The sequence below is a fragment of the Vreelandella boliviensis LC1 genome, from assembly GCF_000236035.1.
Lineage (GTDB): Bacteria > Pseudomonadota > Gammaproteobacteria > Pseudomonadales > Halomonadaceae > Vreelandella > Vreelandella boliviensis.
Genome location: NZ_JH393257.1, coordinates 357896 through 371328, shown reverse-complemented (window position 1 = coordinate 371328; position 13433 = coordinate 357896). Strand labels below are relative to the sequence as shown.

The window sequence follows — 13433 nt, the reverse complement described above, 5'->3', positions numbered from 1 at the left end:
TGGTGGTGAAGTGTACCTTACCGCTGCCCGGTAAGCGTGCGAGCTTAGCGATTCAACGACTCGCTTATTTAGGACTTTGCTATGAGCCGCGCTGCGACTGCAACGATCAATACAAAAAGTGCCGCCTGTCTGGCCTTTGCGCTATGTACCATTACCACGGCGGTTAACTTACAGGCCCCGCTTTACGATGCGCTGGCGGCGCGGGATGGCTTGGGCGTTGGGGCCACCACCATCGCTTTCGCCTGCTATGTGTTGGGCATTGTGCCGGTGCTGCTGGGGTTGAATGGTCTGGCTGATCGGGTAGGGCACAAGCCGCTAATCGTTACTGCGCTACTGCTATGCCTCTTGGCCACCGCAATGACCTTGATAGCACCCGGTTTGCTGGCGCTGGGGGTTGCTCGCTTTTTGCTGGGTATCAGCACCGGGTTAACCTCCTCGGTGGCGCCCGCTTATATGCACATGCTGTTGGGTGGGCAGGATAACCGTGTGGCGACCAGCTATGTCACCGCCAGTACCGCGCTGGGGTTTGGCCTGGGGGCGGCGGTCACTAGCCTGTTTGTTTTCCATACTCCCAGCGTATCGCCTCCCAGCCTGTGGCTTTATCTCGCTATCGCTGTGCTGGCGCTAGTGGTGGTCACCACGCTTAAGGATCGCGCACCGAGTGCTGTTAAAAGCCCAATGCTACGCCTTCCCCGTTATCCCAAGGGGGCGCTCTCTTATGGACTGGCGATTTTACTCGCCTGGGCCACGGTGGGGCTGGTCATTGCGATTCTACCTTCGGCATTAAACCAACACGGTTTATCCGCCTGGAGCGGCTTCGCTACCTTCGGTATTTGCAGCTGCGGGGTGCTGTTTCAGCCTTGGGCGAGAAAGCTTGAGCCAGCTACCGCGACTCAGCTGGGGCTGGTGATTCTGCCGATTGCCTATGCACTGATCGCCTGGGGCGCCGTTCAAGGAAATCTCGCAGCAGTGCTGCTGGGCACGGTGGCTGCCAGCAGCGCCTGCTATGGGTTTATCTACCTGGGGGGATTAAGCGGTGTGTTGGCGATAGCGGACGCGTCGACGAGCCAACAAGCCAGCGCGGGTTACTTTTTGATGGCCTACTTGGGCTTTAGTATCCCGGTGATTACCACCGGGGTACTGATTGATGCCGTGGGGCATACCTTGGCGTTAGCGTTATTTGGCCTCGCGCTACTGGGCGGCGCACTCGCCACGCTCGTTCTATTGCGCAAGGCGCGTTAGGAAAACACTGGCTTTCAAGCTGTCATGATCAGTGCTTCTCAACCAACAGTCCGCAGGAGGGCGCCGCCCAGCGGGTATTGGTGGTAAATACCACATCACATACGACGGGGGAGTAGTAGCGGCGGACTTCGTCGTCGATTCTTACCCGCAGCAAATCCTGGCTGGCGACCGAAACGTCGGATGCCTCGGGCAGCACCACATGCACGATCACATACAGCAGGCGCCCAGGGCGCACCATACGTACGCGCACTTCTTGGGTGTCGGTGTCCGCCAGAGCGTTTGCCACGGCCTGGCGAACAGGGGCCGCGATAGCCTCTTCCGGGGTTTTGTTGAGCAGTTCCTTTAACGCTTGGGAGGCCATCCGCACCGGCACGCCCAAACAAAGCACCACCACCGCAATCACCAACACCGAGTCCACGTAGGGCAGAATCGTCTGCCAGCCCAAGCGCTCAAACAGCATCACTAGGCAGAAGGCGGCTAGCACAGCAGCTGAGATAACGCTGTTGACTAACCAGTTGAGTTTGTCTGCCGCTACCAAGGGACTGCTCACATGGCGCTGGCTGCGGTGCATCACCCAGGCGGTTAGCGAACAGGCCGCGGTGGCGAAAAGGGCATACAGCACCGCCAAGCCCGCCGCGATCTCACGGCCGCCGGTGAGTAGTGCCGCAATGGCATCCACCAAGGCAAAAATAGACACGCCTAAGATTAGAAGGCCTTTGCACAGATTGACCAGCGATTCAAAGTAGCTATAGCCGAAGGGGTAGGATTCGCTATCGGGGCGGCTGGCTAACTTGCTTACCTTGATGGTCACCAGGGCAACGCCGAAGTAGATCAGATTGAACAGCCCATCCAGCAGGATCGCTTGGGAGTTAGACGCCAGTGTGGCCACGATGCCTGCACATCCAATCAGCAGTGCCATAAAGGCTGAAAACGCTAAAGTGCTCGATTCTGTCTTCACAAAGGTTTCTTCCAGTGTACATAGTCAAAATAGCCAATAAGCATAGCAACTTTGTTAGCGAATTATCGAATCCCGACGTTTACGCACTTTTGGAAAGCATCGTAAGTTCTACTAGCCTAATGGGGCGTTTGTTTAATTCACGTTAAGCCAAACAGGAGGGTGAGACGATGCCAATGCTGAGTGTAGGAACGGAACAGGGCACGCCGGTAGAGCTCTATTACGAAGTGCGCGGGGCGGGTAAGCCCGTGGTGCTGATTCACGGCTGGCCGCTAAGTGGCCGCTCGTGGGAAAAGCAGGTGCCTGCGTTAGTCGAGGCGGGATACAAGGTGATTACCTATGATCGCCGGGGCTTTGGCGAGTCAACCCAGGCCGATGGCGGCTACGACTACGACACCCTAGCGTCAGACCTCAAGAAATTGATTGAGGCGCTGGATTTGCACGATGCCACCCTGGTGGGCTTTTCAATGGGCGGAGGTGAAGTAGCCCGCTATCTTTCCAGCTACGGCACGGCGCGTGTTCATAAAACCGTTTTCGCCGCGGCGGTGCCGCCTTACCTGTATAAAGCTGATGATAATCCTGAAGGTGGTCTTGATAATGCCACCATCAATCAGTTCCTTGAGGGGGTAAAAGACGACCGCCTTGCCTTCCTGGAAGAGTTTACCAAGAGCTTCTTTACGGCAGGTGAACGCAGCGACTTAGTTAGCGAGCCAAACCGCCAATACCACCGCGATATTGCCGCCTTTGCCTCACCTCAAGCGACCTACGACTGCATCAAGGCGTTTAGCTATACAGATTTTCGCAAAGACCTGCCCAGCATTGATGTGCCTACATTAGTGCTGCACGGGGATTCAGACGGCATCGTACCCTTTGAAGTCAGCGGTAAGCGAGCCCAGGAGCTACTGCCCAATGCGCAAACGCAAGTGATTAAAGGTGGCCCGCATGCTATTAATGTTACACACTCCGATGAATTTAACGCAGCGCTGATTAGGTTTTTAGAAGAATCATAAAAAGGAATTGAGAGTTACCTCAATGGTAACTCTCAATTCCTTAGGAGCTCATCCATCCTCCATCGACGCATAAAATGTGCCCATTGATGTAACGTGAGGCGTTAGATGCTAAAAATACGACTGAACCTTTAAGGTCTTCAGGTGTTCCCCATTCTCCTTGCGGAATTCTTGACGTAATATACTCATAGCGTTTTTTATCTTCTCTAAGAGCTTTAGTGTTATTTGTAATCATATAGCCAGGAGCAATTGCATTCACATTGATACCTTTACTAGCCCACTCATTAGAAAATGATTTTGTTAAGCCTGCGATTGCGTGTTTGCTGGCAGTGTAAGCCGGTACTTTTAAGCCGCCTTGAAAAGTCAGCATTGATGCAATGTTAATGATTTTTCCAGACCCATTCGCTATCATGTGATTACCAATTTCTCGCGTTAGCCGAAAAACTGAGTTTAAATTCACATTAATAACGTCGTCCCAGTCTTCATCAGAAAAATTTTCAGCATTATTTCGTCGAATTATTCCTGCATTATTAACTAGAATATCGATTCTACCTTTTTTGTTTATTGAATCTTGAACGATAGAATTAATTTCAGTTTTCTTAGATAAATCTGCTTGGATTTGATAAAATTCACGCCCCGTTTTTTCTATTTCCTTCATTGTTTCATCTTGATTGCTTCGGGAAGCAATCCCAATAATATCAGCACCTGCTTTGGCTAGCCCAATTGCCATACTTTGACCTAAACCAGTAGAAGAACCTGTTACCACGGCAACTTTGCCTTTCAATGAAAAATAATTGTTCATAAGTTTTCCTTATTTTTTTTGCGTGTAAGTAATAATTTTTTATTTTATCTTAAGTCTTCTATAGGAATAAAATCCATATCCTTAAACGTGTAGTTTTCGCCTGCCATTGCCCAAATAAACGTATAGTTTTTTGTGCCCACGCCAGAGTGAATCGACCAAGGCGGTGATATGATAGCTTGCTGGTTTTTTATAAGTAAGTGGCGAGTTTCTTCTGGTTTTCCCATAAAATGAAATACTCTTGACTCTTCATCCATATCAAAATAAAGATAAATTTCTGACCGTCGATCATGGACATGGGCAGGCATTGTGTTCCACATATTATTTGGCTCAAGTAAGGTCATTCCCATCATTAATTGACAGCTTTGAATGCCTTCGCCATGAATATATTTGTAAATAGTACGATTGTTAGATTCAATGTCAGAACCTAACTTGGTAGGAACTGCATCCTTTATAGCTAAAACCTTTGTCGGATACTCTTTATGAGCGTTGGCAGAGACAAAGTAAAATATTGCAGGATCGGATAAGTCATTACTGTGAAAAATTATTTCTTTATTTCCTAAGCCAATGTATAGACAGTCGCGTTTGTTTAACGAATAGGCTTTTCCATCTACAGTGATTTTTCCTGTTGAACCAATGTTAACGATACCGATCTCACGGCGTTCTAAAAAAAACTCGGTACGCAAAATATCACCAGCATCCAACTTAATTGTTTTTTTAAGTGGAATGGTACCGCCCACAATTAAGCGATCATAATGTGAATAAACCATGCTTAATTCATCGCTTTTAAAAAGCGATTCAATCAAGAAATGATTTCGTAAAGATTCAGTTGTATAGTTTTTTACATCTTCAGGATTGGATTCATGCCTAATTCTCATTTTACTTCCTCTTTTGGTTTTTATTCATTGTCGAAATAGTCAGCGTAATCAGTATAAACCTTGTCTCCCAGTCGCGAGAGTCCACTATTTAAATGGCTAGTAAAAGCTTTTTCAATTTGCTCATAATCACTATTTTTTATTATTTCAACAATGCTGCAGTGGTCGTCATAAATAGATTTAAAGTTTTTTATAGCAACAATGTCTAGCATTCTAAATCTTGTGTAATGCACTTGTAATTTTTGAATTTGCTCCCATATTTTAATTTTATTAGTCGCATTAAACCAGATGGCATGAAATTCACCATCTAATTTGTAGAAATCTTCTGCAGTGAAGTCAGTTTCAAGTAAGGAAGCCTGTTTCTGAAGGCTTGATTCGAGCTTATATATTTTTTCAGCATCTATATGTTTAATGAAATCAGTTATGACCGATATTTCTAGTACTTTTCTCATGTATATAAATTGCTTAATAGTGTCCATAGATAGCAATGTGACATAATTCGCTTTATAAGGAATGCTGATGACTAAGCCATCGTTTTTTAATCGTTGTAGCACGTCACGACTTGGAGTTCTTGAAATATTATACTTTTCACAAATATCTTGCTCAGTGATAACTTGTCCTGGCTTCATTGTTAAATTAAGTATGTCTTTTGATACTCGTCGATATGCTTCTTCTGGTTTTGTGGCAGTTTCATAACTTTTATAGATTGACATATGTTGCTCCTTTAAATTCTAAAAACACATTTAGATAGATGTAAACTAGTATCTGTTAGTTTTTAGTATTTTTTTTGAAATTTTTTGACAATTTTAAATTCCGGATAATAGGGATTAACGTTGTTAGTGCTACTAATATGATGAAAAAAACTGAAATTGGTCTTGTGAAGAATATTGAAAAATCTCCACTAGATAATATTAATGACTGCCTTAAAGACTCTTCGACTTTAGGTCCTAAAATTAAAGCTATAACCATAGGGGCAGGTGGGTATCCATTTTTAAGCATTAAATAGCCAATAACACCAAAAAATAAACTTACTCCAACACCAGTTAAAGTGCCTGTTATCGCATACCCGCCAATTATACAAAAAGCCAGTACGACAGGGTATAGTATTGAATTAGGTATTTTAAGTAAACTTATAGCCCATTTAGAAGCTATGGAGCCTAAAAATAACATAATTATATTTACAATAAAAAAGCCTAAGAAAACAGTGTAAATTAGCTCCCCTTGAAATCTAAATAAATCCGGACCCGGCGTTAAGCCATGAATCATCAGAGCCCCCAGAAATATAGCAGCTGAGGAAGTTCCAGGAATACCGAGCGTAAAAGTTGGTATTAAAGAGCCGCCGGTAATTCCATTGTTGGAAGACTCAGAAGCCATTAGTCCTTCATAACTACCTTTGCCAAATAATTCGGGATTTTTAGAGGCTCGTTTTGCTTCATCATAGGCAATAAATGAAGCTACACTGCCACCGGTTCCTGGAATAGCCCCTACGCCAACACCGATTAAAGAAGATTTCATTAAAAGCATTTTGTGCTTTAATAAAAGCCTCCATGATACTTCATTTATTTTTGATGAAGACTCAGGTATTTCCGGAATAAATATTTTGTTGCGTTTTTCAATTTGATGAAAAACTTCCGCTATTGCAAATAAACCGATGCATGCGGGAATAACACCTAAGCCAGCATTTAAAAAATTCATTCCAAAACTGAAGCGAGGTACGCCTGAGATAAGATCAATTCCTACGGTTGCGAATAACAAACCGGCTGCAGCTGATATCAATCCTTTGATAGGAGAGCTACCGCTAACTCTTGCTATAACAGTTAATCCCAAAAATGTTAGTGCAAACATCTCGGGAGGACCGAATTTCAAAGCTATTTTGGCTAACTGTGGAGAAAGCAATATTAGAAAAACGCCACTTATTAAACCACCTATCACAGAAGCATATAATGCTAAACGTAGTGCATCTGGAGCTTTTCCTTGGTTTGTTAGTGGATAGCCATCCCAAGCCGTAGTAACTGAAGAGGGCGTGCCTGGAGTGTTTATTAATATAGCAGTGATCGCTCCAGCATATGTTCCTGCGCAATAAACTCCTGTGAGAAGTATAATGCCAGACAAGGAGTCCAAGCCAAAAGTAAACGGAAGCACAAGCGCAACACCTAATGTAACGGTTAATCCTGGCATCGCTCCAATAAAAAGACCAATTGCAACTCCTGTGCACATAAGCAAGAGCATATCTAATGCAAACAGTTGGGTCATGCCATGTAAAAGATAATCTAATAACATGATGGAAACCTCTTAATTAAAAAAAGATACCAGTGGGTAGTGTCCGTCCTAGAAACGTTGTAAATATATAATTCAATAGCACACTAGTGATTACTGGTACCAAAATAAGCTGCAATATCTTCCTGTTTCCCATTACCATCATTACAAAGGCTAGAAGAATAATCATTGAAATTATAAATCCTATAATTGGTACAAGTAGGATCCATAATACAATGCTGAGAAAGGTAATGCAGACTCTTAGCATGTTTAAGTATTGAGGTTTTTTATTGGCATTGCTTTCTTTTGTTTTTTTTCTATTTATAAGTATTATCTCTAGTAAGCTTAGAAAGATAATGCTAAAAGATAAAAGGTAGGGCAGCGTTCGCGCATCTACACCAGAAAGATTACTCCCTCGCATATGACTTAAATCTATCTGAAACGGCACTAAAATAAATATCGCCAGTCCTATCAAGGCAGTGCATATGCTTGGAGCATATTTATAAAGAATAACGAGCATATTATTCACCGTTTATAATTATTAATATTTATATGGGAGGTTTGAATTGATATTCAAACCTCCCATTGAGCATGACTAGTTAATAAGCTGGTTGAATAATTCGTAATCTCTTCTGTTTTTTGCCATAATTTCTTCGCCATCTCTAACGATTAATTGCTGCCCTCTTTGATCAACAAATGTTTTAAATTCTTCGCTATTCGCTGCTTCCATTACTGCAGATTCAAGCGTGGTAACAATTTCATCTGATACACCGCTGGGAGCAAGCACGAAAAACTCGACTCCAAGAGAAATATCATAACCTTTTTCTTTAAATGTCGGTACATCTGGAAGGTGGTCTAAGCGCTCATCGGCAGCAGCTGCTAAAACCCTAATTTCACCTGAGTTAATATATGGCATCATTGCGCCAGCCGTTCCACCTATTGCATCTACATGACCTCCTAATAAGGCTGTAATTGCGGCCGCACCGCCATCAAAAGGAATATCTCTAGATTCTAAATCAGTTTGGTCAAAAAATGATTCTAAGAATATTTGTGCAACTCCGCCAACACCCGAATGTCCACGATTAATGACAGTATCTGTATTCTCCTCTTTGAGCAGATCATCTAAAGTTTCCCAGGATGAATCAGCACGTACAGCTAATACGCTTGCATCATATGAAACCCCCGCGATGCCTTTAAAGTCATCCAGGCTATATGCCACACTTCTTAAGTTTGGTTGAACGGCGATGGGATCAGTAGGAGCGAAAAAGATCGTGTAGCCATCTGGTTTGGCAGTTGAAGCAATCGTTGAGCCGATTGTACCGGAGGCACCAGAAATATTTTCAACATTAAACGGTTGATTTAATATCTCTCCAACTTCTTTCATTAGAACTCGTGAAGTCAAATCATTTGAGCCACCAGCTCCATAAGCTACGATTACCTTAACAGGGCGATCTGGATAGGCCTCCTCTGCATTAGATTTTTCCGAGTAACCAGTTAATAAAAAGCTTGAGCTAATTGCTACGCTTAATAAAGCAATTGATTTTTTGTTCATTGTTTATTCCTCATTTTTTTGCTTGTTTTATTTGATGCTAGTTATTGAAAATATTGTTTATATTTTTAATTACCATTGTATACAACGTATACAATGCCTATAGACACTATAGATCACAATTTCAGGAAAAAGCAATATTTTTAAGAATTAGGTTGTTTTTTGTTAGGAAGGCCTGCTTTAAATGCTGTAAATTGTTGTTTTTATATATAAATTAAAAAATGAAGGTTTTTGGATCAATAGCGTTGATGGGAAAGATTAGGGCGGCATTGAAGCCACCCATTTCAATCCGAGTAGAGTGTCACCCCTCAACCCATACCTCATCGCCTTTAAACTCGATTTTCCAGGTGCGCAGCTTGACGTTCTCATCCTCCAGGCACTGCCCATCTTCCAAGCGGAAGTGCTGCTTGTAGATAGGCGAAGCGACCACTGGAGCGCCTTTAAGGTCGCCGACAATGCCTCGGGCGATGACGTTGGCGTTCGAGAAAGGGTCATGATGATCGAGAGCATAGAGTTCATCACCCTGTCCTCGCAGCCCGGGCAAGTAGAAAATAGCGACCTGGGCGGGGCCGTCGGCGGTTTCCAGCCAAGCGGCGATGCCAGAGAAAGCTACCAGATCATCTTTAGTACAGGCTTTTTGCCATGCCTTGCTGTTTTGAACATCCGCCATATCTATCTCTTTTTTCAGTGCCGTTGCGGTCATGGGTTGCCTCGTTTTTATTCAGTGTCAGTGTCGTTGTTAGTGTCAGGGCCCAGCGTCGCTTAAGCAGGCCGTAGCTGGCCGCGCTCGGAGGTCATAATGATCGAAGGATCCGGGCGGTCGTCGTTAACGAAGCTGCGGAAGCGCTTGAGCTTTTCCGGGTCGCTAATCGCATCGGCCCATTCGCACTGGTAGGTATCCACCACGGTTTGCATTTGGCGCTCAAGCTCGGCGTTGATGCCTAAGCTGTCTTCCAGAATCACCTCTTTGAGGTACTCCAGGCCGCCGTCGAGATTTTCCCGCCATACCGAGGTGCGCTGGAGCCGGTCGGCCGTGCGCACGTAGAACATCAGGAAGCGGTCAATGGTGCGGTAGAGCTGCTCGTCGTCGAGATCGGTGGCGAACAGTTCGGCGTGGCGGGGGCGCATGCCGCCGTTACCGCAAACGTAGAGGTTCCAGCCGTTTTCGGTGGCGATAATGCCGATATCCTTGCTCTGGGCCTCGGCGCACTCCCGGGTGCATCCGGAAACACCGAATTTAATTTTGTGCGGTGAGCGCAGGCCCTTGTAGCGGTTCTCTAACCAGATCGCCATGCCGACGCTGTCCTGCACGCCGTAGCGGCACCAGGTGCTGCCCACGCAGGATTTCACCGTGCGCAGGGATTTACCGTAGGCGTGGCCGGTCTCGAAACCTGCAGCAATCAACTCGCCCCAGATATCCGGCAGGTCTTCCAGGCGAGCGCCGAACAGGTCGATGCGCTGGCCGCCGGTGACTTTGGAGTAGAGGTTGTATTTTTTGGCTACCTCACCCAGCACGATCAGCTTGTCTGGGGTGATCTCACCACCGGCCACACGCGGCACTACCGAGTAGGTGCCGTTCTTCTGCATGTTGGCCATAAAGGTGTCGTTAGTATCCTGCAAGGGGATATGTGCCGCGTCGGTGATCGGCTCATTGAAGCAGGAGGCCAGAATGGACGCCACGGCGGGTTTGCAGATATCGCAGCCCAGGCAATGGGTGTCCTGGTTACCGTGTTTGGCGATCAATTCACTAAAGGTTTTGATGCCTTCCACGCGGACGATGTCGTAAAGCTCCTGGCGGGTATGGGCAAAGTGCTCGCAAATCGATTTGTCGACTTCGACGCCGCGGGCTTCCAGCTCATGGTCGACCACGCTTTTGAGTAGCGCAGTACAGCCACCGCAGCCGGTACTGGCTTTGGTATCGCCTTTCACCCCGCCTAAATCGATCGCACCCGCATCAATGGAGGCGCAAATATCGCCCTTTGAGACGTTATGGCAGGAGCAGATGGTGGCGGTCTCTGGCAGTGATCCAGGGCCAAGCGTGGGCGCTGCGCCGCTGCTTTGGGGCAGTATCAGCGAGGCGGGTTCATCGGGCAGTTCAATGCCGTTGGAGTAGTACTGCAAGAGGGTATCGTAAACGCCGTTATTGCCCACCAGCATGGCGCCGAGCAGCTTTTTACCGTCGCTGGAGACCACCAACTTACGGTACTCCTGCTTGATCGGATCCAGGTAGCGGAACATCCGCGCGCCGGGGTTCTGGTTGCCATGGGCGTCCCCGATTGACCCCACATCCACGCCGAGCAGTTTGAGCTTGGTGCTCATGTCGGCGCCGCCAAACTGGGTGTCGCCATCGGTTAGCGTCGAAAGCGCGGTTTTAGCCATTTGATAGCCGGGGGCCACCAGGCCGAAGATACTCTGGTTCCACAGCGCCACCTCGCCAATCGCCAGGATAGCCGGGTCGCTGGTCAGGCACTGGTTATCCACCACCACGCCGCCGCGTACGCCAATCTCCAGGCCGCAGTCTCGGGCTAACTGGTCGCGGGGGCGGATGCCTGCGGAGAACACGATCAGGTCGGTTTCCAGCACTTTGTCGTCTTGGAAGACCATGCGGTGGCGGCTGGCTTCGCCATCCTCAATACGTTGGGTGGCTCGCTCCAGGAGGACTTGTACGCCCAGTGCTTCGATTTTTTCGCGCAGTAGCTCGCCGCCTTCGTTATCCACCTGCATGGGCATCAAGCGTGAGGCGAATTCCACCACCGCCGTATCCAGATTCAAGCCGCGCAGGGCGTTAGCCGCTTCCAAACCAAGCAGGCCGCCACCCACCACTACGCCGGTGGTCGCGTTTTCGGCAGCCGCTTGGATGGCGTCTAGGTCGTCCAGAGTGCGGTACACCAAGCAGCCATCGCGGTCGTTGCCGGGAATCGGCGGCACAAAGGGGAAAGAGCCGGTGGCCAGCACGATGCGGTCATAGGGGTAACGGCCCTGGTCGGTGACCACTTCTTGCTGGTCGCGGTCGATTTCAATCACGGCTTCGCCGGTGCGTAGTTCCACACCACTAACGGCGTAGTAATCTGCCTCGCAAAGCGCTAACGAGTTTGCATCGCGGCCGCTGAAGTATTCGGATAGGTGCACCCGGTCATAGGCGCGGTGGCGCTCTTCGCCAAACACGGTGACTTGATAACGCTCAAGGCCGCCGTTATCGACCAACTGCTCGACCAAATGGTGGCCGACCATGCCGTTACCAATAATAATAAGCTTCTGTTGGGTAGACATCTAAGCCGCCTCCGACGTTGTATGAGAAGAGTGTTTTGAAGAACCAGGGGTATGTTGAGACGCCGCTTCGCGTAGCACATCGACATCCGCCGCACCAAACAGCAGGGCTTGGCGGTAAGCGTTAAGGTCGGTGCCAGCAAGCGCCTGCTCGAAGTACCAGGGGCCCTGGCTGGTATCGCCGTAGAGCACCGCGCCTTCAATCTGGCCGTTGCGCAAGAGCAGGCGGCGGTAGTCGCCGCGCTCAAGGTCGTGGTAACTCAATACGTCATGCTCGGCGCTGGCCTCGGTGGGGCCAAAGGCATAGAGCGCTACGCCGCTGATTTTAAGTTTGGTGGCGCTGGGGGCATCTGCGTAGCCTTGGGTGGCCGCGCCGCACAACGTTGCGACAAGCACTTCTACCTGGCGCCAGATAGGTTCCACCAGGCCGTAGGTAGTACCCTCAAACTGGCAGCACTCGCCAAGGGCGGAGATTGCCGGGTCAGAGGTGGTTAGAAACTCATCTACAACAATGGCGCGCTCGGTGGTCAGGCCCGCTTGGCGGCCCAGCTCTGCATTCGGGGTAATGCCCGCGGCAACGATCACACTGGAGGCCTTCAACTGGCGGCCATCGGCAAGATGCAGCTTGGCGACCCGGCCCTGGTCGTCACCCTCCAACCGGGCTAACTGCGCAGCGGTGATGATGTTCAAGCCGCGTTGCGTGAGGGTGTCTTTAAGCAGATGCGCGGCGGTCGCATCCAACTGGCGGTTCATTAGCCGCTCGCTACGCTGGAGCACGCTAACGTTGATACCACTGCCGCGCTTACGCAGCCCTTCAGCTGCCTCAAGACCCAGCAGGCCGCCACCAATGACGACAGCGTCGCCGCCGCTGTGAGCTATTGCCTCAAGTGCTGCGGCGTCTTTTAGGTCGCGAAAGCCGTGTACGCCCTCAAGCTCAATGCCGGGAACGTCGGGCAGCGCTGGGCGCGAGCCGGTGGCGATGACCAAATGATCGTAATCAAACGACTGGCTGCTATCGGTAGTCAAGGTGTGGCGTTCGCGGTCAAGTGTTTCGACCTTTTCGCCCAGTATCAGGGTGATGCCTTGATCGGCGTACCATGCGGTATCGCGCAGGGTAAGCGCGTCTTGCTGCATCTCACCGGCCAGCAGTGGTGAGAGCAGAATACGGTTATAGGCAGGGGTTGGCTCGGCGCCAATCACCGTGATGCGCTGGGGGCGTGTGGGCTGTTTGACCAACGCCTCGATGAGACGGTGGCTAGCCATCCCATTGCCAATAATCACTAGATGGTCATTGAAATTATCGTGGGGTGAGCACCGGGAAATGGTTTCCATGGGTGGCTCCTCTTGTCGTTGCGGCTGCTTGAGCACCAAACAAAAAAACGCCCCTGTCTCGCACCTCTTTGCAAAAATTGCAGAAGCGTACGTAACAGGGGCGTCGTTGCCCGGTAGCGTTTTTTAAAAAATGTTTAAAAACGCGCGACAA

12 protein-coding genes are annotated in these 13433 nt (G+C 48.6%); 2 read left to right on the top strand and 10 right to left on the bottom strand.

The annotated features are described in order from the left end of the window. Window positions 1-81: 81 nt before the first annotated feature. Window positions 82-1242, top strand: coding sequence for an MFS transporter (locus KUC_RS01610; RefSeq protein ID WP_007111319.1), 1161 nt, complete (start codon window positions 82-84; stop codon window positions 1240-1242). Between the two features lie 28 nt (window positions 1243-1270). Here KUC_RS01610 and KUC_RS01605 read toward each other — a convergent pair whose 3' ends face one another. Then, window positions 1271-2200: a cation diffusion facilitator family transporter gene (locus KUC_RS01605; protein ID WP_007111318.1), complete on the bottom strand. Its 930-nt coding sequence runs from the start codon at window positions 2198-2200 to the stop codon at window positions 1271-1273. 167 nt (window positions 2201-2367) lie between these two features. On the opposite strand from KUC_RS01605, the gene KUC_RS01600 reads away from it, so the two are divergent. Beyond that, on the top strand, window positions 2368-3207 hold the full coding sequence (locus tag KUC_RS01600; protein ID WP_007111317.1) for an alpha/beta fold hydrolase: 840 nt from the start codon (window positions 2368-2370) through the stop codon (window positions 3205-3207). A gap of 40 nt (window positions 3208-3247) precedes the next feature. Here the strand turns inward: KUC_RS01600 and kduD are convergent, their stop codons facing one another. The 9 genes from kduD to KUC_RS01555 all read right to left on the bottom strand — a co-directional run bounded on the left by kduD (window position 3248) and on the right by KUC_RS01555 (window position 13282). Then, the gene (gene kduD, locus KUC_RS01595) at window positions 3248-4006 is read right to left on the bottom strand and encodes a 2-dehydro-3-deoxy-D-gluconate 5-dehydrogenase KduD (protein ID WP_007111316.1); all 759 of its coding nucleotides are present in this window, start codon (window positions 4004-4006) and stop codon (window positions 3248-3250) included. Window positions 4007-4050: 44 nt separating this feature from the next. Continuing rightward, window positions 4051-4881 carry a 5-dehydro-4-deoxy-D-glucuronate isomerase gene (kduI, locus tag KUC_RS01590; protein ID WP_007111315.1) on the bottom strand — a complete coding sequence of 277 codons (831 nt, stop codon included), beginning with the start codon at window positions 4879-4881 and terminating at the stop codon, window positions 4051-4053. A gap of 20 nt (window positions 4882-4901) precedes the next feature. Then, the gene (locus KUC_RS01585; protein ID WP_083825731.1) at window positions 4902-5591 is read right to left on the bottom strand and encodes a GntR family transcriptional regulator; all 690 of its coding nucleotides are present in this window, start codon (window positions 5589-5591) and stop codon (window positions 4902-4904) included. 55 nt (window positions 5592-5646) lie between these two features. Continuing rightward, the gene (locus KUC_RS01580) at window positions 5647-7158 is read right to left on the bottom strand and encodes a tripartite tricarboxylate transporter permease (RefSeq protein WP_007111313.1); all 1512 of its coding nucleotides are present in this window, start codon (window positions 7156-7158) and stop codon (window positions 5647-5649) included. A gap of 16 nt (window positions 7159-7174) precedes the next feature. Further along, the gene (locus KUC_RS20275; RefSeq protein ID WP_040479189.1) at window positions 7175-7654 is read right to left on the bottom strand and encodes a tripartite tricarboxylate transporter TctB family protein; all 480 of its coding nucleotides are present in this window, start codon (window positions 7652-7654) and stop codon (window positions 7175-7177) included. A gap of 75 nt (window positions 7655-7729) precedes the next feature. Continuing rightward, window positions 7730-8686, bottom strand: a complete 957-nt coding sequence (locus KUC_RS01570; RefSeq protein ID WP_007111311.1) for a tripartite tricarboxylate transporter substrate binding protein — start codon at window positions 8684-8686, stop codon at window positions 7730-7732. A 298-nt stretch (window positions 8687-8984) separates the two neighbouring features. After that, a complete protein-coding gene (nirD, locus tag KUC_RS01565) occupies window positions 8985-9386 on the bottom strand; it encodes a nitrite reductase small subunit NirD (protein ID WP_007111310.1) in 402 nt (133 codons plus the stop codon). Window positions 9387-9445: 59 nt separating this feature from the next. Next, window positions 9446-11953, bottom strand: coding sequence for a nitrite reductase large subunit NirB (gene nirB / locus KUC_RS01560; RefSeq protein ID WP_007111309.1), 2508 nt, complete (start codon window positions 11951-11953; stop codon window positions 9446-9448). After that, the gene (locus tag KUC_RS01555) at window positions 11954-13282 is read right to left on the bottom strand and encodes an NAD(P)/FAD-dependent oxidoreductase (protein WP_007111308.1); all 1329 of its coding nucleotides are present in this window, start codon (window positions 13280-13282) and stop codon (window positions 11954-11956) included. Between the last annotated feature and the right edge of the window lie 151 nt (window positions 13283-13433).